This window comes from Acinetobacter nematophilus (assembly GCF_026344175.1).
Classification (GTDB): Bacteria; Pseudomonadota; Gammaproteobacteria; order Pseudomonadales; family Moraxellaceae; genus Acinetobacter; species Acinetobacter nematophilus.
On sequence record NZ_JAPKMY010000001.1, the window covers coordinates 715,727 to 736,670 of the forward strand.

The 20,944-nt window shown below is 38.1% G+C and carries 17 protein-coding genes; 2 read left to right on the forward strand and 15 right to left on the reverse strand.

The window, feature by feature from the left end; translation table 11 throughout:
- Nucleotides 1-14: 14 nt before the first annotated feature.
- From OSH00_RS03340 to OSH00_RS03355, 4 genes are all read right to left on the reverse strand, one after another.
- A complete protein-coding gene (locus tag OSH00_RS03340) occupies nt 15-926 on the reverse strand; it encodes a glycosyltransferase family 32 protein (RefSeq protein ID WP_266129213.1) in 912 nt (303 codons plus the stop codon).
- 101 nt (nt 927-1,027) lie between these two features.
- Nucleotides 1,028-1,786 carry a glycosyltransferase family 25 protein gene (locus tag OSH00_RS03345; RefSeq protein WP_266129214.1) on the reverse strand — a complete coding sequence of 253 codons (759 nt, stop codon included), beginning with the start codon at nt 1,784-1,786 and terminating at the stop codon, nt 1,028-1,030.
- 16 nt (nt 1,787-1,802) lie between these two features.
- On the reverse strand, nt 1,803-2,783 hold the full coding sequence (locus tag OSH00_RS03350) for a capsular polysaccharide biosynthesis protein (RefSeq protein WP_266129215.1): 981 nt from the start codon (nt 2,781-2,783) through the stop codon (nt 1,803-1,805).
- 40 nt (nt 2,784-2,823) lie between these two features.
- A complete protein-coding gene (locus tag OSH00_RS03355; RefSeq protein WP_266129216.1) occupies nt 2,824-3,591 on the reverse strand; it encodes a glycosyltransferase in 768 nt (255 codons plus the stop codon).
- A 236-nt stretch (nt 3,592-3,827) separates the two neighbouring features.
- Here OSH00_RS03355 and OSH00_RS03360 point away from each other — a divergent pair, with 236 nt between their 5' ends.
- Both OSH00_RS03360 and OSH00_RS03365 read left to right on the forward strand, forming a co-directional pair.
- Nucleotides 3,828-4,997: a nucleotide sugar dehydrogenase gene (locus tag OSH00_RS03360; RefSeq protein ID WP_266129217.1), complete on the forward strand. Its 1,170-nt coding sequence runs from the start codon at nt 3,828-3,830 to the stop codon at nt 4,995-4,997.
- Nucleotides 4,994-6,016 (forward strand): NAD-dependent epimerase, encoded by a 1,023-nt coding sequence (locus OSH00_RS03365; RefSeq protein WP_266129218.1) that lies wholly within the window; start codon nt 4,994-4,996, stop codon nt 6,014-6,016. The genes OSH00_RS03360 and OSH00_RS03365 overlap by 4 nt, the downstream gene beginning before the upstream one ends.
- Nucleotides 6,017-6,110: 94 nt before the next feature.
- Here the strand turns inward: OSH00_RS03365 and OSH00_RS03370 are convergent, their stop codons facing one another.
- The 11 genes from OSH00_RS03370 to OSH00_RS03420 form a co-directional block, all read right to left on the reverse strand.
- On the reverse strand, nt 6,111-7,037 hold the full coding sequence (locus tag OSH00_RS03370; RefSeq protein WP_266129219.1) for a branched-chain amino acid transaminase: 927 nt from the start codon (nt 7,035-7,037) through the stop codon (nt 6,111-6,113).
- Between the two features lie 26 nt (nt 7,038-7,063).
- Nucleotides 7,064-9,814: a bifunctional [glutamate--ammonia ligase]-adenylyl-L-tyrosine phosphorylase/[glutamate--ammonia-ligase] adenylyltransferase gene (glnE, locus tag OSH00_RS03375; protein WP_266129220.1), complete on the reverse strand. Its 2,751-nt coding sequence runs from the start codon at nt 9,812-9,814 to the stop codon at nt 7,064-7,066.
- Between the two features lie 153 nt (nt 9,815-9,967).
- Nucleotides 9,968-11,245: a sensor histidine kinase gene (locus OSH00_RS03380; RefSeq protein WP_266129221.1), complete on the reverse strand. Its 1,278-nt coding sequence runs from the start codon at nt 11,243-11,245 to the stop codon at nt 9,968-9,970.
- Between the two features lie 352 nt (nt 11,246-11,597).
- Nucleotides 11,598-12,005 carry a hypothetical protein gene (locus OSH00_RS03385; RefSeq protein ID WP_266129222.1) on the reverse strand — a complete coding sequence of 136 codons (408 nt, stop codon included), beginning with the start codon at nt 12,003-12,005 and terminating at the stop codon, nt 11,598-11,600.
- Nucleotides 11,989-12,690, reverse strand: a complete 702-nt coding sequence (locus OSH00_RS20515; RefSeq protein WP_266129223.1) for a thioesterase domain-containing protein — start codon at nt 12,688-12,690, stop codon at nt 11,989-11,991. The genes OSH00_RS03385 and OSH00_RS20515 overlap by 17 nt, the downstream gene beginning before the upstream one ends.
- A complete protein-coding gene (locus OSH00_RS03395) occupies nt 12,687-13,232 on the reverse strand; it encodes a PAAR domain-containing protein (protein WP_266129224.1) in 546 nt (181 codons plus the stop codon). The genes OSH00_RS20515 and OSH00_RS03395 overlap by 4 nt, the downstream gene beginning before the upstream one ends.
- Entirely contained in the window at nt 13,233-14,732 is a 1,500-nt protein-coding gene (locus OSH00_RS03400) for a hypothetical protein (protein ID WP_266129225.1), read from the reverse strand.
- Between the two features lie 8 nt (nt 14,733-14,740).
- The gene (locus OSH00_RS03405) at nt 14,741-15,526 is read right to left on the reverse strand and encodes a hypothetical protein (RefSeq protein WP_266129226.1); all 786 of its coding nucleotides are present in this window, start codon (nt 15,524-15,526) and stop codon (nt 14,741-14,743) included.
- A 154-nt stretch (nt 15,527-15,680) separates the two neighbouring features.
- Complete coding sequence (locus OSH00_RS03410) at nt 15,681-16,463, reverse strand: hypothetical protein (RefSeq protein ID WP_266129227.1); 783 nt, start codon at nt 16,461-16,463, stop codon at nt 15,681-15,683.
- A gap of 151 nt (nt 16,464-16,614) precedes the next feature.
- A complete protein-coding gene (locus tag OSH00_RS03415) occupies nt 16,615-17,589 on the reverse strand; it encodes a DUF2515 family protein (RefSeq protein WP_266129228.1) in 975 nt (324 codons plus the stop codon).
- Nucleotides 17,590-17,618: 29 nt separating this feature from the next.
- The gene (locus OSH00_RS03420) at nt 17,619-20,399 is read right to left on the reverse strand and encodes a type VI secretion system Vgr family protein (RefSeq protein WP_266129229.1); all 2,781 of its coding nucleotides are present in this window, start codon (nt 20,397-20,399) and stop codon (nt 17,619-17,621) included.
- Between the last annotated feature and the right edge of the window lie 545 nt (nt 20,400-20,944).

The window sequence follows — 20,944 nt, forward strand, 5'->3', positions numbered from 1 at the left end:
AAGACTAACTTACATTAAAAATCAATTAAAGAACCTTTAAAATACATTCCTTTATCATAATACTGACATAAATAATTTCGCTCTTTTCCCGCAAGTTTAATTAATTTTGGATATTCTTTCGCTGGATAATTTAGTGTCATATCAATCAATATCTTTTCTTTGATCCAACGATTTTTTACCTGACAGTAAAATGCATTTTCGTCACAATCAATCAAAGTAAGACTTGGAAAAGATCTTCTAAGTACCTTTTGACATGCAACATATGCAACAAGATACTCTAAATTACTGATTCTTTGAAATATATCTTTGGTATTTTTTTCTGTATCTTTAATTTCTTGAACATATTTTTTGGGTGTTTTCTGAATAGCAAGATAAAGCTCATCATACCAGTATTTAAAGAAAATATTATTTTTCACACTGGCTAAGAGCCAATTCTCCAATACAGGATAATTTAGATTTGTAGTATTCTTCTTACGGTAATATGAAAAACTTTCAGTTTGATTTTTTTGCATCAACTCTGCAATCCAATCTAAACTCTCATAGAGGATGATACTGGCGTCCAACCAAATCCCACCATAATGATAGAGTAAGTCAAATCTTAATAAATCAGCCTTTTGCTGGGGGGTTGCAGTTTCTAAAAGTGAAAAGTTAATTTGAGTATACTGATTAACATTTTCAGGGTTTAAAACATGTACTTCATAAGTCGGATTTTTTTGATGGATATTATCAATACATTTTTCAACAAATTCAGGAAAATAACCTTCCCAATAAATCCAGATTTTCTTTGGTAATTCAATAGGCGTATCGACAGGATTAAAAACCAATTCTCCAGCATAATTATCAATTTTTTTATTGGTATATCTAATTTTGTAATAGTACATCATATGAAATTTAGCCAAATAGAACAGTTTCTTAAAAATTTTCATATCAAGACCTAATACTTTTATAAACACAACAAAACAATGATAAGTACACTAAACACTACTCAAAATACCCATACATCTCAGAACTTAAAATATTAATCCATTCAAAAATAAAGATGTTTAAGCGCATAGATACGATCACGCCACATCCGCTTTTGTTTTTTCAAGCCATAAGAGTTGTCACGGTTTTCCTTTTCTTTCCGAGAAATCCCTTGGGTAGCCACTGTACCCAAAATATCACTATCCAACCCAGCAGGTTTCACTAAGGCTGGCCAAACACCTAAGCCTTTGCCATTTTTACTGAGCCATGTTTGGAAAAAAATATCTACTGGCATGGTCATCGTTTTACCAGAAGCGACGAATGCTTCAGCACCTTTTCTTGACCAAATTAAACCTAATCCGCGGATCGGGAAATAATAAGCATGCCATAGTGAAAAATCATCAAACTTCACAATATCTTTTGCAAATTTTTTCTTTTTGGCAGCCAAATTTACCAGATACCAGTCAATATCCTGATGCTGATCTAAATATGACAAAATTTGCTCAACAGACGTTTTAAAGTTGGCCGTAATTTTCATATCATCTTCTAAAACCACCAAATAATCTGCATCACTTTTTAAAAACTTTTCAGCGCAGCCATAATGGCTAAGATAACAACCTAGTTCAGAATTCAGCAATCGACGTCCTAAAGTTTGTTGGGTCGCAACATCATCATAGTTTTTAAACGAAGCTAAATCCTGCCCACGACCATCATAAGCAGAAAACCGTTCAAAAGGCCAATTGACTGCTTGTAATTGTTCTGTTGCTCGCTGAAGTCGCTCATCACTGCCATCAAGATTAATAAGATATGTTTCAACTTTCATGAAAAACTTCCAATGACTAAATGCTGCTTGAGATGACAGACTGAGGTAGATAATCGCCTAACTTGGCAATCATTGCATTTTTTACTTGAGCTGCGTCTTGTATATTCAACTGATCTAAACTTTGAATACAGCCATATTTAATCTGATCTTGATCTAGTGCTTGAATAAACTCATTTAAACTTTCAGCATTTTTTAAATAAGCTAATGGTAAATCTGGCTTTAACATCGCTTCATTTTTTTGAATTTTCAAATGATTCATCAATGAAATCGGATTCAATTGCTCAACGCTACGAAACTTATATTTAATTTGTGTTTCTAATAACACCGGATGATTCAATAAATATTGACTTAAAGTTTTACGATCAACGCAATGTGGATAATGATGGATTTCAAAAAATTCTTTAAATCCCAGGATATCAGCACCCAACATCTGCGCAATCACATGACCGGGCTGAATAGGTTTATTGAAATTTCGATTTAAAAATTGACGATATTTCAGTTTAGTCTTGTAGCTAAAACAACTTTTCCAATGCCCATAAGTCACAATTTTGTCTTGCTCTAGAAAATCTTCAATTTGAGCAGATGCATTAAAAAAGAAATCATCATTTAAATAGATAAAATAATCCGACAAGCCATCAATATTCCACAACATACTTTCTATAGAGCGGGTATTGAAAGTCGGTAGAAATTGTTCATAACCCGCAAAAATTTCGCGATGATCAACTACTCGAATTTTATCGGCATCACAAAGACCTTGTGCGACAAACTCATTTAAAAATTCAGGTTGTTGACCATCCGTAACAATCAAAATATGACGGCAAAAAGGTACATACTTCAATATAGATGCAATGTTGTAATAGATTTCATCATTACTGGCAAATCGAGTTTCACTGACAGCGTCACTGGCGTCTTTACCTGTGAGGTACAAATGACGTTTACGTTTTAACTCAACATCATTGCCATCTACCCAAGCAATCACGATATCAAGGTTTTGCATCTATTTTGTTCTCAATTTTGGTCAAATAATATGAAGAGCATTATTGCCATGCATCTTTAATCCAGTCTGAAGGCAACACATAACGATACCATTTCCCCCCCCCACCAGTGACGGCATCTGGTGGATTAATTTCACCATGAAAAATAATGATTTTGGCATCTTGTGGTTTTACGGGTGGCTTAAAATAGGCCAATGGCAGTTTTTGCAAACAATGGTATTTATAACTTTTACACCAGTCTTTCGGCCAATAGCTGAGTTTTTTCTGTTGATCAACATACCAAGACAAATATTCTTGTTCATTTCTAAACTTGTGACTAATTTCTTTAAAGTTTTCACGAAAGTAAGGCAGGATGTCTGGAAAGGAACCCAATTTAAAACGATACACAGAACTGTTTCCAGTGACTCGCCAAGGACGTTTCCAATCATGAATGATTAAAAACTCGCCTGGATAAGTAAAGAAATCATCGATATTATCAACAATCACCACATCAAGATCTAAAAACAGCAAATTGCCTTTGAGACCATATAAGTCTGGCTCAAAAGTCGATAATTTGTTCCAGCCACGTTCTGGACTTCCTTCAGGCAATGCTAGGGGTGGAATTGGAAAACACAGAATATCCGGATTGATACCTTCTGTACGATCAGTCAGGCAGACCATTTTAAAATCAATGGTGGTATGTCGTTTGACCATGTTATACAGTCGATTGACATAGTCTGCACCATACTTGGTTCCCCATTTCATACACAAAACAATATTTTGTTCTGATTCAATTAAATTTGACTGTAAATTTGATTCATTAACCTGCATGCATCAATCTTCCACCTGAGCAATCGGCATATCATACCATTACCATAGCCAAGTTACTGTATTCGATTGCACATGCTGAACAATTTGTTTCATCAGAATATGCTATGATGCATAAACAATTTAAACGCATGATGTTTATTTCATTATTCCATAATTTTTGAGGATAGGATGCTTTAAACAATTCGTTAAAATGTCGAATACAACTTTTGCAAGCAGATTTTCTATATTAGGTTTTTATGAAAATAGCAGTCGCTGGAACAGGTTACGTTGGCTTATCCAATTCAATGATATTTGCACAACATCATGAAGTTGTTGCTGTAGATATTTTAGAATCTAAAGTTAACATGCTTAACAATAAAATATCACCTATTCAGGATGCTGATATTTCATTATTTCTAAAAGAAAAAACACTGAACTTTACCGCCACCACTGATTATGAAAAAGCTTATCAAGATGCCAATTTTGTAATCATTGCAACCCCAACGGATTACGATACTAAAACCAATTATTTCAATACACAAAGTGTTGAAAGCGTGGTTCAACAAGTCTTAGCAGTTAATCCTCATGCAGTAATGGTAATCAAGTCTACCGTCCCTGTTGGCTTTACCAAAAGTCTTAAAGAAAAATTTCAGACTGAGAATCTCATTTTCTCTCCTGAGTTTTTACGTGAAGGCAAAGCACTGCATGACAATTTATATCCGTCCCGAATTATTGTGGGTGAAAAGTCGGAGCGCGCACAACAGTTTGCAGATTTGTTGATCGAAGGTGCAATCAAAAAAGATAGCCCTGTTTTATTTACTGATTCTACTGAAGCTGAAGCCATCAAACTATTTGCCAATACGTATTTGGCGATGCGCGTGGCCTACTTCAATGAACTCGATACCTATGCGCAAATTTTTGGTTTGGATACCCAACAAATTATTGAAGGGGTTTGTTTGGATCAACGTATTGGAAATCATTACAACAATCCATCATTTGGCTATGGTGGATATTGCCTCCCTAAAGATACTAAACAACTATTAGCCAACTACAATCATGTGCCAAGCAATTTGATTCAAGCCATTGTTGATTCAAATAGCACGCGCAAAGACTTTATTGCCGACTCGATCATTGCGCGTAATCCGAATACAGTCGGAATTTATCGCTTAGTCATGAAAAGCGGTTCAGACAATTTTAGAGCTTCAGCCATTCAAGGTGTAATGAAACGTATCAAAGCCAAAGGAATTGAAGTGATTGTCTATGAGCCCACTTTACAAGAAAATGATTTCTTTAAATCTAAAGTGGTTAATGATTTAGCGCAGTTTAAACAGCAAAGTGATGTGATTATTGCCAATCGCATTTCAAACGATCTCAGTGATGTACTCGACAAAGTCTATACACGAGATATTTTCGGAGCAGATGAATGAAAGTTCTCGTCACAGGTGCAGCAGGCTTTATTGGATTTAATGTTGCAAAGAAACTATTGGAACGTGGTGATGATGTTGTCGGTTTTGACAATGTTAATGATTATTACGATCCTGCGTTAAAAGAAGCACGATTAGAAGTTTTAAAAAAGACAGCTGAACACGTTCGAGGTTCTTTTATCTTTATTCGCGCCAATCTTGCCGATAAAGGGGTTGTTGATCAATGCTTTCAAGATCATTCATTTGATCGTGTAATTCATCTAGCAGCTCAAGCAGGCGTACGCTACTCTCTAGAAAATCCTTCCAGTTATGTAGAAAGTAATCTTATCGGCTTTACCAATATTCTTGAAGCGTGTCGCTATGCACAAACGCCACACCTCACTTATGCCAGTACCAGTAGTGTCTATGGTGCAAATACCACCATGCCATTCAGTGAAAAACATGGTGTCAATCATCCTGTTCAATTCTATGCAGCGAGCAAACGCGCAAATGAATTGATGGCACATAGTTATAGTCACTTGTTTAATTTACCCACCACAGGTTTACGTTTCTTCACCGTTTATGGTCCTTGGGGACGTCCCGATATGGCGTTATTTAAGTTCACCAAGAATATTATTGAAGGTCGTTCTATTCCCGTATTCAATCATGGCAATCATACCCGTGACTTTACCTTTATCTCAGATATTGTCGAAGGTGTCATTCGTTCAAGTGATCAAATTGCGCAGCCGGATCCAGATTGGGACAGCAGAAATCCTGATCCATCGACCAGTTATGCCCCATTCCGTATTTTTAATATCGGCAACAATAATCCAGTCAAATTGATCGAATACATTCATGCGATTGAGAAAGCTTTGGATAAAGAAGCCATTTTAGAATTACTCCCCTTACAGCCGGGTGATGTACCAGACACCTTTGCGGATAGTACAGCACTGGAAAATATGGTCGGTTATAAACCATCAGTTTCCGTAAATGAAGGTGTACAACAATTTGTTGACTGGTACCGAGACTTTTATAAAGTTTAGGACAGTCCCACCTATTCATCGTATTGTTTATACCCAAGTTCAAAGCATAAAAAAAGGATTCCTACAGGAATCCTTTTTTTATGCTTTGAACGGCTTATTTTACATAAGTCAACCAATGCGCATATTTTGGATCTTTACCCTGAACCGCATCAAAGAAAGCTTTTTGAATTTTTTCAGTGATTGGTCCACGTGTACCAGTACCAATTTGACGGTCGTCATATTCGCGAATTGGCGTTACTTCAGCAGCAGTTCCTGTAAAGAAAGCCTCATCACCGATATAGAATTCATCACGCGTGATACGGCGTTCAACAACCTCAATACCAAGATCTTTAGCAATAGTCATAATCGTTTGACGGGTAATACCGTCTAGGGCGCCACCAGCGATATCCGGTGTATGTAAAACACCATCTTTCACCAAGAATACGTTTTCGCCAGAACCCTGACATACATAGCCTTGAGGATCCATCAACATTGCTTCATCATAACCAGAATGTGCAACTTCTTGGTGAGCAAGAATGGACAATGTATAGTTACCTGCCGCTTTTGCCTTACACATAGTTACATTTGGATGATGGTGGGTAAATGATGAGGTTTTAACGCGAATCCCTTTCGCCATCGCTTCATCACCAAGATAAGCACCCCAGCTCCACGCAGCAACTGTTGCATGAATGGTGTTATCAGTTGCAGCAATACCTAATTTTTCCGAACCAATGAAAATAATAGGACGTAAATAGCATGATGCCAATTTATTTTCACGTACCACATCAATCTGAGCTTGCTCAAGTGTTGCTTGATCAAATGGAACTTTCATTTGATAAATTTTCGCAGAATTTAACAAACGCTTTGTATGATCTTGGAGACGGAAAATCGCGGTACCATTCGGTGTTTCATAAGCACGGACACCCTCAAACACACCCATACTATAATGTAAAGTATGTGTTAAGACGTGAATTTTAGCTTCACGCCATTCAACCATTTGTCCATCTTGCCAAATAAAACCATCACGATCAGCCAAATTCATGGCGCACACTCCAAATTTTTACACAATTATTCACTTTCCAAAGCGATAGTCGCTGTTGGATCAATTAATCTTTGCCATAACTTGCAAACGACCTCTCGGGTATCGTGCCAAACCGCTGCACTCACTTGCATATTATGATTTGCAAGTGCTAAACGGTGGCTCTCGGCGCGTTCACTGAGATAAGCTTGAATCAATGCGGATACATCGTCGCTGGATAAGCAACCTGCCTTTGCGGCATCTTCAAGGATTCGTACGTTGTCGGAATAATGGGCGAGATCAGGATTCGTCCCACTCCAGGCTAATACCACATACTGTGCCATAAATTCGATGTCAACGATACCACCTGCATCCTGTTTTAAGTGAAAAATTCCATCTTTTTTCTGATCTTTTGATGAGCCTAGATGATCTTTCATTTTTTGACGCATGCTGAGCACTTCTTGGCGAACCATTTCTTCCTGTCTCGGCAAAGTGAGAATCTTACAGCGTAATTCTTCAAACTTCGTTCTCAGTGTCGATTCACCTGCAATTGACCGAGCTCGAACAATTGCCTGATGTTCCCACAACCATGCACTTTTCAGTTGATATTGTTCAAATGCTTTTAAACTGGTCACCAATAAACCGGCTTCACCTGATGGGCGCAAGCGCGTATCTACTTCATAAACCCGACCATCCAAGGTTTGAGTGGTCATCAATGACATAAATTTCTGGGCAACACGCATAGCAAATTCAAAACCACTAATGGCTTTGTGACCATCTGTATCTGCTTGTTCATCCATATAATGAATAAACACCAGATCCAAGTCTGAGCCATAGCCCAGTTCAATTCCCCCAACCTTACCATAACCAATTACACAATATGCCGTATGCTCCAAAGAACAGCGCTGACCTTCCGCATCCAAAGGATAACCATGCCGCTTAGCCACTGTTTGATAGGCTAAATTCAACGTGGCAATGACTGAAACTTCTGCAATATCGGTTAAACCATCAGATACTTTCATCAACGGACTTTCAGCCAATACGTCACTTGCTGCAACGGTCAGCACATTGGACTTTTTAAACAGGCGCAATACCCGCATTTGATCTTCGACTTGATCAATTTCAATGCGCAGCAATTGCTGGCGTAAAGAATCTTCCAAATATGACCTTTGTGGCAGCTCAAAATCCATTGACAAGAACTCATCCAAAAGGACGGGATAATGGGTCAGTTCCTCACAAATCCATGGACTTACTGTCGCCATTTTAACCAGGCGCTGCAATGCCCCTTTGCTTTCAATCAGCATCACTAAATACACCGTACGGCGCATTACAGACTCGACCAATGGCATCAAACGCATCAATGCGACTTGTGGGCTATTCGACTGTAAAACTGCTTCGACCAAATGTGGCCAAAACTCTTTTAAACGCTGAACCGCTTTTGCTGGCAATTTTTTAATGGCATGACCATACCAAAATTCATGGATTAAATTTTTGGCGTTATCATCCAGAATATCATTGAGTTGGCTTTCAAGTTGGCTATAACTTTCGATAGGTGATTCAAGCCCTTTTTCTTTAATCAGATGCTCGAATTGGAATGTCACCTTTTCTCGTTTTTGATTTAAAAAGTCAATAAAATCATTCCAATCTGCAAAGCCTAAAGTATCAATCAGTCTTTGACGTAACTCAGGCTCGGTCGGTAAAGATTGGGTTTGTTGATCATTCAGTGCTTGAATCGCATGTTCAACACGGCGTAAGAATAAATATGCATCTTCAAGATCAGCAACCGATTGCGAATCCAGCAATCCAACCTCACCTAAATGCTGAAGACTGACGAGACATTGACGATCTTGCAGCTCTAATTTAGCGCCACCATAAATCAATTGAAAAACCTGGACAATAAACTCAACTTCTCGAATTCCCCCTGCACCCAACTTGATGTCATCTGCAATATTACGACGTGCAACTTCGCGCTCAATCATGGCTTTCATTTCACGCATGGCTTCAAATGCGGTGTAGTCGACATATTTACGGAATACGAATGGGCGTGTCATGTCCAATAGACTGTCACCCTCTTGTCCACCCGTAATAATACGCGCCTTGATCCATGCATAGCGCTCCCACTCGCGCCCATGCTGACTGAGATATTTTTCCAAAGCGACATGACTAATCGCAAGTGCAGAACCATCCCCCCAAGGACGCAAACGCATATCTACACGAAAAACAAAACCATCCGCAGTAATATGATCCAGCAAATAGATCAGCTTCTGTCCCCACAAGATACAGAACTGCTGTACATCGATACATTTCCGTCCATTGCTTTCACCCTGTTCATCAAAAGCGAAAATCAAGTCGATATCACTCGATAAATTGAGCTCTTGCGCCCCCAGCTTGCCCATACCAATCACGATCAGATCTTGAATCTTACCGTTATACCCAACAGGCTCACCATGTTTGGCAATGAGTGGAATCCGTGCAAAATCTTTGGCTGCAACGATACAAATATCAGCAAAATCAGAAAGTTCACGGGTTAATGTCACAACATCGGTGAGTTGATTGGCATCTTGCCAGATCCAACGAAACATCAAACGCGCACGGAGTATCCTTAATACACGCATCCATGTAATTTCATCTTGAATCGCTGCTAAATTAGCATCCACGAGGTATTGAATTTGCTGGGTACTGAGCGATACTTGAAATTGGTCAATTGCATAATCATGTTCTAATACACTTTGATGTAGACTTAATACTTGTTCTGCATACTGACTGGCATGTAAGGTTTTTTGCAATTGCTCAGCATTCATTAGAAAAGCCTGTACTGATGTTTTATATGATTATTTATAGCAGTTTGCTTTACTGTTAGGGAATTTTTTATCGTTTTATCAAAAGTCATAGATTAAAAAAACATCAAAAACACACATCCACCCCTTTAAAATTCACTTCATACTTTTTGAATACTAGAAAATTTTTACCTTGTCTGACTTTAGGTCCGTATCGACCAAAGACTGGTGGGTATTTTTTGCCGCAGGGAGTGCAACAATAAATGTTGTTCCCTCACCTTTTTGAGAGCTGACCGATATCTGCCCATGATTTAAGTCAACAAATCTCTTGCACAACACCAATCCCAAGCCAGTACCCTGCTCACCAATGGTACCTTTTATACTGGCTTTGAGTTGTGGTTCAAACACCTGTTCAATCTGTGGCTGAGTCATACCCAAGCCAGTATCATGAATAATGATTTCAATACGGTTTCCCACAGGCTGAGCAGAAATTGTCACTTTGCCTGTACCATCAGTTTGCGTAAATTTCAAAGCATTGGAAACTAAGTTTTGAATAATGGAAGTCACCATATTCATATCTGCAAAAACAGTTAAATCTTCAGCAACATTTTCAATCAATTGAATATTTTTATTCACGGCTAAAGGTTGCAGTATATCGTAAACAATTTTAGTGGTCTGTTTGAGCTTAAAATTAATCGGATGATATACAAAACGACCACCTTCAGACATCGCCCAATTGAGTAAATTTTCAAGTAAAGCATATGTGGACTGCAAGGTATCATGCAGATATTGTGCAATACTATGAATATTGTCTTCGTCCAGGCTTTCTCGCTCATTGGCTAATACATCAGAGAAACCAATCAGGCCATGGAAAGGCGCACGCAAATCATGGGCAATCACCTGAAAAAACTTGGTTTTACTAAAATTGAGAGCACGTTCTTGCTCATAAAGTTCATAATAGTCTTGAGACTCCGACTTGCGCTGCAATATCGTCACCAGGTCATCACTCAACTCTTCTAATAATAGTTTTTGTTTGGCTGTAAAACCCTCAGTCTGGTGATCATAAAAATAGACATGTGCGATGGATTCGTTGTCTTGAAGTTTAAAATCATAAGCAATGAGCCGTGTATGCGGAAGACCAATCTCCTTTATATAATCTGAACATTCCTGATAACTTGGATGTGTATTCTCCACGATTAAATCATTTTGAAAATTTGGAAAAAGACTAGGCTTTGGAGAAATATAGGCAGCAACAAAGTCACATTGGGTATTTGCAGCCCATGCATAAGGTTCATTGTGAAAGGTAAAAAAGGCATTTTCGACATTCAGAATAGCACGAACGATTCTCATATAGCGCTCGATTTTATTATCCTGTGTATAAGCCCCTAAAATGAGCGACAATCGACATGCACTGAGTTGCTCAGTTTGATGAGAGTCTAAGAATTCTAGTTTCATGTTTACCTCATTTTCACTTTCAGTTCACACGTTGTTGATTAAACTCACCCATTTCTAATATCAATTTCTTTTTAAATAAATAAAAACTTAATTCGAAAAATAAAAAAATAGCATCAAAGACGTAGATGTACATTTACAAATGTTCACACAAAACACTATAACAGCAATACTTTTAAATAAAACAAAAAAATTTAAAAATCATATTTTTGTAATAAAAGATTGTGTAATAAATCACACTACTTTTTGATTTTATGAACTGCAATAAACAAAAAAACCAAGCTGTTTGTACTGGCTTGGGTGATAAAATTTTCCGCATACAGTAAAAAACTACAAATCCATTTCAGTTTTATATTTAACAAGAATTAAACAAGTCAGTTGTGTGAATATAAGATAATGTAACGGATTCCTGTGACTTTTTATCTTGTTCAACACTACGACTAATATAATTTGATGACCACCCAAATGAAATAATCACGATCAACAGACACATTAAAACATAAATTAAATTATTTTTGTTTCGCCATTTTTTTATATACCAATATAAAAATAGCAGAATATGCAATACAGGAATAAAGCTTAATGTAAATACAACAGCGATCCATACCACTGCCCTACCGACTGTTGCATCAGCAAATGTAATGGTTGAATTAAGTACTATAATTAAATAAATCAACCATATGAGTGCCAGTAAAGACCATGAACCCAGATAAAGGATGAGAAAAAAATTCTTCTTCAGATATTGACTACTCCAAACCTTCATTTTTAATCCTTTTAGCAAGTTCTGCCCAGCGTCGTGGAGAATCTGGGATCACATGTCCATAATAAAAATGCCCTTCCGCTTTGCCTGTATTCATTTGAATTCCAAGTTTAAGTGAATTCTCAACAAGTTCAGAAAAACCCATCCCCGCATAAATCGGATCACCATATCGGGTTAAATCAATAATGGTCAGTTTCTTGATGTTTTTATGCTTTCTCAACATGGCTAAAAAGTCAGCATCTATAGGAGAACCGATTAAAACCAAATGGTCAACCACATAACCAAGGTTTGCATAAGACTTGGCAGTTTGTGCTGCAAGCATTGAACCATAAGAATAGCCAATTAAATTAAACTGTTTGGCCGCTTGCGTTGAAGCAGGTGGATAAACACGCCAGTTATCAGTACCATCATCATTTTTGATCATCATCCCTGTACGTGCAGCGTCTATTAGTGTACCGATCGTACCAGGTATTATTTTTGTTGCAGTATTACTTAATCCTTCCCATATATAGTGAATGCCTGCATCTGTAAATGCTTGAATCATTGGCTTTAAATATGGTCCATCTAAACCTGCACCTCCCCAAAACACTGTTCCGCGTGGCTTATTTACAGGGATTACCGTTTTAGTCGCCGAATCCGATTTTAATACAAGCGTGGTACTCCCAGTGCCGACGATTACAGGAATCACTTGGATGGCTCCTCATAATTTTCAGGATAGACCTCAATCAACACTTCTAACATTTTAGAAGCTGTCATTAACTGTGTTTGCCCTTGGCTATCCGTTTTTCCAGTCACTGTTACACCATCCATGATTATTTTATAAAATCGATCTGCAAGCGGAATCTGGGTAAACTCATCGACCAATACAAATTGATGTTCATAGGCCTTATCGGAAACAAGACTTTGCACAATGACATGATTGGTATTTGATTTGGATGATTTTCCACTTGAACCTTGATCAACAAGATCAACTGATTGGGTTGCCATTACAATATGGTTACCAGGACAACCACATTTCACTTTACACCCGTGATAGGCAACACCGACACTGTTACAAAACTGAAGATCACTTGCTTGTATGACAGCCCCCATGGCTTTACACGCTGGGCAAAAAAACTTATCCCCCAGCACAATAATATTTTTACCATTTGATTTACGTGCCATTTGAGAAGGAATCATACGTCCCCCTGTCGTGGTCAGATCACCTTCTAAAATAATCGGTTGTGACATTTAAGCTGACTCTCCTTGACTGGCAGACTCATCAATATAATGTTTGGCAGGCATGACCATCCAACAGGATCCAGATTGGCTTTCTGCATTATGGATCAACAACGTATTTTTTTTGTTTTCAACTGAATTCTCTAGTGCAAGACCAAATGATAGACCAGAAACCATTGCAGCAGTATCGTTGAGGATTGGGCTGATAGAGACAAATTGGTCTTCTTCAATTTGAAAATGATCAGATACGGACATCAGGTCAACCAAAGACTTGGTATGTGTTACAGCATGATCTGTAAATACGATTTCATCATCACCCAATACTTTATCATTTTTTTGAAAATTATAAGCTTGTTGAAGTTGCTCAATCACTTGAATGAGATTTAAAGTCTCAGCACTTTGATGCGATTTATACGTCAACGGTATCGTGATATCAACAATCGGTTCTATATCTGTAGTGCTTTGCTGATCCGAAAATAGCACTGCAAAACCGCCCTCTGAGGGTTGGACTGCTTTTTGTTGTTGGTTAAATTTAACATCCAAATGGCTTTGATCGATCCATGAGTCTGCACCCATGATTAAAAGAAGTTGTGGGCTACTTTCATGGTCGATCTCTAAATGCGCCATAACAGCATTATGGATAATGCGCTGAGTTGCTTCATTGCTTTCGACATGCGTCATAAAAAGATCAACATCATGTTGTTCATGAATACCCATCAAATTTAAATGGTATTTTAAAAGATCAAATAACGTATCCCTTTCAACTTCTGAGATATGGCTTGGTAATATATAAACGATTTTTAAGCTAGGGTGAGATCGATATACAGTAGGAAGTTCTTCTGAAACTGTTTTTTTAGTTTGTGACACCCATTCTGGATGCAGTCTAGCTTGCTGATTCTTCGCCTTATTATGTTCATCTTCATTGGAATTCAAATTTTTAATCTGGATGCTCTGTAAAACCAAAGCCAATTGTTTGAGCAACTGCGTGGTTATCTGATCTACGCGTTTTGCACGATCTGTAAATAATGGGCGAGCGTGTGATGCTGAACTTTCTTGATCATTCAATAATATGAGAGATTCAATACGTCGGCTCAAATAAGGATAACTTTCCTGAAATTTTAACAATGGATCAGGATCTGGCATTTTTTTATCATCGAGTGCCCTCATGATTTGTGTCAAATTTTCACCAAAAGGTGTACTCACCGCTGTTGCCAAAACAGATATTTTTTGTCCAATATGCATTATTTTTATTTCATCTTCAGTGCGGGATGGAGATTCTTCGATAATGGCTGAATCTGCGAGTACATCTGGTTTTCGTTTAGCAAATCCAAACAACCAAGTCATCGCAAACACACCAAATACGATAGCCAAAGGCAAACCAATAAGCATATTGATGAGTATCGTTGAGGATACCTCGATTTCATTATTGTCTCGCCAATAACTGATGATCACCCAATCACAAATCACCAAAACAATAATTGTAAAAATAATCCATCGTACAGTTTTTGACATAATGCGCCTTAGTTTTTACTCACCAATGCAGGGTCTTGATAACTTTCATCAATCGTGATTCCCTGTAACTTAAGCTCAGCCTCAGTTTTTTCTCGTATTTGATTCATTTGTTTTTTGACACCAGGATATAGCGATACCCAACGCGCTGCATTAATTTCCCATTTTTTTAAATCGTCATCTTTAAAGTATGGCGCATAGAATTCTTTTTCTGATTCAAATTTATAACTTACATAATATGCCCCTGGTTGTTGCGGATCCATTTTCGTTTGATCACGCCGAATTGTAATCGTCAGATAAATTCCATTGGCTTGTAACATCCAATGTGAACCATCTTTTAATCGCATCCATTCATCCAGTGTATAAACATAATCTGGATCAAGCTCATAAAATTCCTTACTTGCATAATCCCACGCATCTTTACCGTTCAATCTTGGATCAGATAAACTAATATAACGTTGCCAACCCGCCTGTTTTAAATCTTTAAAAATTGCCAACATGGTCAAATGTGCTTGGTCATGACTCATCGTATTGTCATTACTTAAACCAGCACTGATATTGTTATAACTCGTAACGATTCCACTAGTGCCTGCTGTAGCAGCTTGTATCCCAATCACATGATGTAGAGTAATACTATTTGCACCATGCTCAATCAACACATCAATCGGATTTTTATCCCAATCCAGATTATAGAATGTGGTTTGTGAGGTTGGTAACGGATTAGATGACCTTGCTTGGGTACGGGTAGCAAACTGTGCCTCTGTTTCTTTGTTAAAATACAAAGTTAAAGGATTCATTTGGTTATGATTGCCATGATTGGAGGGTGTGTACTGATTACTACACGCGATCAAGAAAAGTGTACTCAACAATAATAAACATCGTCGAAGCCAATACCTTAGCACTTGCATTCCTCCCTTTCCTTTCACCAAGCCCCAGATCATAACGACTACCTTAGTTTTTACTCACCAATGCAGGGTCTTGATAACTTTCATCAATCGTGATTCCCTGTGTCTTAAGCTCAGCCTCAGTTTTTTCTCGTATTTGATTCATTTGTTTTTTAATACCTGGATATAACGATACCCAGCGTGCTGCATTGATTGCCGATTTTTTTAAATCATCATCTTTAAAGTATGGTGCATAGTATTCTTTTTCAGATACAAAATCATAGCTTACAAAATAAGCACCAGGTTGTTGTGGATCCATTTTCGTTTGATCACGCCGAACTATAATTGACAAAAAAATCCCATTGGCTTGCAACATCCAACGCGAACCATCTTCTAATTGCATCCATTCATCCAGTGTATAAACATAGTCTGGATCAAGTCCATAAGTATGCGTACTTGCATACTTCAATGCATCTTTACCGTTCAATCTTGGACCAGATAAACTGATATAACGTAGCCAACCTGCTTGCTTTAAATCTTTAAAAATTGCCAACATGGCTAAACGCGCTTGGTCATGGCTCATGGTATCGTCATTGCTTAAACCTGCAAAAACATTATAACTTGTAACGATCCCACTAGTGCCTGCTGTAGCAGTTTGTAAACCTATTACATGAGGTACGGTAATAGTATTAGCACCATGCTCAATCACCACATCAATCGGATTTTTATCCCAATGTTGATTATAAAAAGTCGTACTTGAGGTTGGTAAAGGATTATCTGTATTTGCCTGTATACGAGCAGCAAATTGCGCTCCTGTTTCTTTGTTAAAGTACAAAGTTAAAGGATTCATAATTTTTTTATTCCCATTGTTATTTGATAAATTGTCGTCACTACAAGCTGTTAGAGGTAGAAAAAACAAAAGTAAACATAACTGTAATAAATATCTGATCATTTTCATTGCAAATCCTATTGGTCAAAATTTTGTGGTTAAACCTATTTGATTATTCAAATAAGTCTTTGTGGTCAACCCAACTTGCAATAGTTTTTAACTCATGTTCCATATAGACTTTATCAATCTCCTGTTTAGTTCCTTGCATTAAGCCATGAAATTGAAGAGCCGCTTTCTCAATCCAAGCCATTCTGCTCTTAAAATTTTCCAGTATAGTATCATCTGGCGCTACTGACTCCAGTCGTGAATCATCCGTACTACAGGCATGCGAGAAAACTAGCCTTAAGGTGGGAGAAATCTGTTTTACCCCTGGCCAGCGTTGCCGTCCTACCCATTTAGCAAAATCCTTGTCTTCATAAATCAATGGCTGTAAAACATTGCCTTGTTCATGATTGGCAACTGCCATAAGATGATCAAATTGGATTGTCGGACGCTCGGTTCGACTCACATTTTGTTCAAATTCTTGAACTTTCAACATGCCTTTTTTAATATTATCGTTATACTTAAATCGTTCAACTTCTGATAATGCTTTATCCGCCCAAGGTAGTTTGTCTAGCACCGCTTTGACCTGTGGTACACATTGTTCAGCATCCCGTTTTGTTGCACAGACATTAAAACTGCGTGGGTAATTACTCCAATACCAATGCCAGCATGCCACATCCATAAACAACCAAAAATTACCTTTACCAAGCCCTTCAGATACAGTTGGAATCAATGCAACACGTGTATCTGCCAACGAACATGCTACTGTTTTACTCGCAAAAGCTCCTAGCGCCATCCAGTAGTAACGACCTTTGAGTTTAGGATTACCACCGACCTCTGTTTCTAAATAAAAGCGTGCATAGGTCGCCGCAATTCGTTTTGCACGAGTATTATAAATACGTGACAAGACGATTTTATTGCCATCTTTCTTATTGCATAATCGAGCATAGGCAAATTGTTGCGCCATTGACCATAAATGGTCACAACTCAGAGAAACCTCTGTGCAGGAATCCTGTTTTTGATTGGTTGTACTTGTATTACCCATATATTTTTTCTCAAGTCAAAATCAAATATTTATTCGGATGTTTCATCATCTACCAATTCATACCAAACTGGATCAAATTGAATTTGTTGTTCCGACAGAGAAAAAACTTTGTCAGAAAGACCTGTATCGGAAGTCTCTCCCAAAACATCTGTATCCATACCTGTAATTTGATAGGCTAAACCACGAATCACAGTGCCTGCTGGATCGAGTAATTTAAAACTTTCGTTATAACTCAACACATTTTGGAAACTCGGTAGAGGTAATTTTAATGTTGCTGCACCCAATGTATTAAACATTTGAGACTTCACTTCGACCAATGCAGGACTACCAATTTCAATCGAACCATCAGTCTTGATTTTGATATATCCACCACTTTTATTACCTAGCGTTATTTCATTCTGAACCGCAATGGTGACTGAACCTTGACTACTTGTAATGGAGATATCTTTCAAGGCAGCGAGTTGTAATGCATCATTTTGCGCTTGTATCTGCACCTCACCCTGGTTAGCGAGAACCTTCATTCCACCTTGCTGTGCATATAGGCTCATACCACTCAGACTATTGGCTGTGAATTGCCCCATACTACTCAAATCAATTTGCTTACTCGCAAACATTGTTATGCTTTCGCCTGCTTGGTAAGTATGACTTTTGGGGGTAGTCACAGCGATACCCGTAGGTGTACTAATCAAAATATTTGGTTTTGCCATGGTCTTGAGTTGGTCATCCAGTTGCTGTTGTAAACTTGGATAACGTGTATAACCCTCTTTTGGATCAGCTTTGGCTTGTGAAGCGCCTTTTTGTAATATTTTGACTTGTTCCAAAGCATGTTCAAGCCGTTGAATTGCAGCTTCGATATTCAGTTGTTGATCATCCGCATTCAGTTGTGCATCTGTACCAACAAACAGACCTTTGGCTGCTCGAATTGCACCCCACTCATCTGTCCTGAGTTCAAAACCTTCTCCACGATCATCACTTTCCGCTTTGTCTTTTGGGTGGCTCAGTTTGCCCAAGTTGAGTTGGCTGGCGCCATGACTACTCTCTAACTGACTGCTTATTTGCCCTGTAGTATCGTCAAAACGCAGTTGGTTGTAGCCACTGCCTTTGTACTCTCGACTTTTAATCCCTGACAACTTTTTGGTATCCGGTAGCTTGCCTTTATCATCAAACTTGGTCGGATGGCGGTGACCCTCATGAATACGCCCCATCACGAACGGTCTATCAAGATCTCCCCCAAAGAAGTCAATGGCGACCAACTCTCCAACCCTCGGTAGGAATCTTGCCCCATAACCTTCGCCTGCCCACGGTGTCAATACGTCCACCCAAGCCGAGTCTGTATCATTATTGTTGGAACCTGCACCGCCATCGTGACTGTGGTCTTCTTTTCGGGTAAACAAGAAATTTACCTTAACCATTCCCCTTTCATTAACATAGATTTCTTCCTCACTCGGTCCAACCACTCTGGCACGTTGTGGTGTTGCCATCGGTCTGTGCTTGAGTGGGTCATATTCTGGAACAATCGCGATATGTCGTCGTTGTAGCACCAATTGATTGGCTTGGCGTTCGTCACTATTCGCTATATGGTTGGTGGTGATATTGGCTGATTGCCAATGACTTTGTTTCAGTAAAGCTTCAACCTGATAGGTCAAATCTTTAGGCAAATTATTTTGGTTATAGAAGGCTTTGGAGATGATCAGGAATTGGTTATCTGAAGAATTTTTTTGACCTATACTTGGATGCTCATTCAAGTCGAAGTAATATCCAACATGGGCATCTCGTACCGTCGAAGTTGCAGTAAACTGCTTGGCTTGTGAGTCGTAGTAGTTGCTCAAGTTTTGATTAAAACGTTCAACCTGACTGTTGCCCGATGGGGTTGCTCCATCCTCACCATTGAGGTCTGAGACCCATGCAGGGCTAAAATGCAATACCTGTTCTAAGCCTAAACTGGCATTGTCATAGTTGCCACTGTGCTGGTGCTTACTTAAAACATTGCCAGCACCTTCTTCTATTTCCAGTGCATCAGCTTGCCAACGCTGGATATGTACTGAGGTCGGTTGTAGGCTTCGTTCTGCGAGCAGACTTAAAATCGAATCGTTTTTTTCAACTGCGCTACTTCGATGGAACCGGATGTTACGTCGGTCCAAACAAGTATACTGGGAATTATCATCTATCAAACGCAGCTTTTGAGGCTGAATCTGTTCGGTAAAGCTGGAAACTTTAAGTTGTGTTTCATCAATCAAATAACTAATATTTTCACTTTTCATCAAACGAATCAAAAAGTTAAAGTCACTTTCAGATGCCTGCATAATGAATGGTCTGACATCGTAGTCTTGAGTTAGACCGCTCATGTCCAAACTCAAACTTGAAGCAAACAAAGGGCTTCGTCTAGCCCATTCAGAGAAGAATATTTGGATAATGTCAACAACGGACTTCGCCATAAAAACTCTCGAATTTCTACGATGTTTCCAAAGTGCTGTTGGATCTTCTACCGTCAAACGATAAATTGTAAGAGATCCATCAGAGGCGCCCATATCCGCTTTGGTCACAATCCCTGAAATTCGATTGAGTTCAGATTGATCGTTGACGATATCAATTGCAACTTGAGAACCAATGAACTGTTTTAAAGGTATTGCCCCATTTGTTGAAAGGCAGATCAGTTGTAAGCGTATTCCAGCATTAATTGCATGTGTCCCATCAACACGCTGAACAAAGACTTGATCGTTAAGACTCTTATTGCTGAATTGTGCATGTATTGCACGTTTTTGAGCTGTTAAGCCTAATTTTTCTAAGGTAAAGTAAATATTATTTAACATGATTTTTTAATATTTGTTAAAAAACTATACCTCACATTACAAAAAAAACCTTATTTTGTCTAGCTTTAGGTTATTTTTCATGTGATTTCAAAAGTTTAAATTTTCCGCCTAATATTTATTTGTCTGTCCTATAAGTTGATATTTTTATCACAATTGACATTTCATTGAGACTATTATTTGATTACATGCCATAATTTTTTTTATAGTATCGCTTATTAAAATCATCATTAAACATAAAAACTTTCTTATCTTAGCTTTCTTCCCAAAGGAAGAAGAAATGTCCAATATCAATATAAGATTTTCTATTCCTATACCAAACGAAATGTGATCACCAATAAGAACTTTCCACCAAGTCAACAATTACCAACGGATCCATATAGTGACCGCACCGTACCACGATGGAAGGCAACAGATGTGATTAATTATGGCTTGGCTTTTGATAAAGCCAATGTGAGATATATTTGAAAAATGCCACCTAATCATGGTGGTTTTTTATTATTGCCTAATCAATTTTTATGTACTAAATTTTAATTAATATTTCAATA

Coding starts and splice junctions, on each gene's coding strand:
- glnE (WP_266129220.1), bottom strand. CDS start 9,814: ATGAATGCTGAGCAATTGCAAAAAACCTTACATGCCAGTCAGTATGCA.
- OSH00_RS03345 (WP_266129214.1), bottom strand. CDS start 1,786: ATGAAAGTTGAAACATATCTTATTAATCTTGATGGCAGTGATGAGCGA.
- OSH00_RS03350 (WP_266129215.1), bottom strand. CDS start 2,783: ATGCAAAACCTTGATATCGTGATTGCTTGGGTAGATGGCAATGATGTT.
- OSH00_RS03400 (WP_266129225.1), bottom strand. CDS start 14,732: ATGTCAAAAACTGTACGATGGATTATTTTTACAATTATTGTTTTGGTG.
- OSH00_RS03405 (WP_266129226.1), bottom strand. CDS start 15,526: ATGAATCCTTTAACTTTGTATTTTAACAAAGAAACAGAGGCACAGTTT.
- OSH00_RS03395 (WP_266129224.1), bottom strand. CDS start 13,232: ATGTCACAACCGATTATTTTAGAAGGTGATCTGACCACGACAGGGGGA.
- OSH00_RS03360 (WP_266129217.1), top strand. CDS start 3,828: ATGAAAATAGCAGTCGCTGGAACAGGTTACGTTGGCTTATCCAATTCA.
- OSH00_RS03380 (WP_266129221.1), bottom strand. CDS start 11,245: ATGAAACTAGAATTCTTAGACTCTCATCAAACTGAGCAACTCAGTGCA.
- OSH00_RS03355 (WP_266129216.1), bottom strand. CDS start 3,591: ATGCAGGTTAATGAATCAAATTTACAGTCAAATTTAATTGAATCAGAA.
- OSH00_RS03415 (WP_266129228.1), bottom strand. CDS start 17,589: ATGGGTAATACAAGTACAACCAATCAAAAACAGGATTCCTGCACAGAG.
- OSH00_RS03340 (WP_266129213.1), bottom strand. CDS start 926: ATGAAAATTTTTAAGAAACTGTTCTATTTGGCTAAATTTCATATGATG.
- OSH00_RS03385 (WP_266129222.1), bottom strand. CDS start 12,005: ATGAAGGTTTGGAGTAGTCAATATCTGAAGAAGAATTTTTTTCTCATC.
- OSH00_RS03370 (WP_266129219.1), bottom strand. CDS start 7,037: ATGAATTTGGCTGATCGTGATGGTTTTATTTGGCAAGATGGACAAATG.
- OSH00_RS03365 (WP_266129218.1), top strand. CDS start 4,994: ATGAAAGTTCTCGTCACAGGTGCAGCAGGCTTTATTGGATTTAATGTT.
- OSH00_RS03420 (WP_266129229.1), bottom strand. CDS start 20,399: ATGTTAAATAATATTTACTTTACCTTAGAAAAATTAGGCTTAACAGCT.
- OSH00_RS03410 (WP_266129227.1), bottom strand. CDS start 16,463: ATGAATCCTTTAACTTTGTACTTTAACAAAGAAACAGGAGCGCAATTT.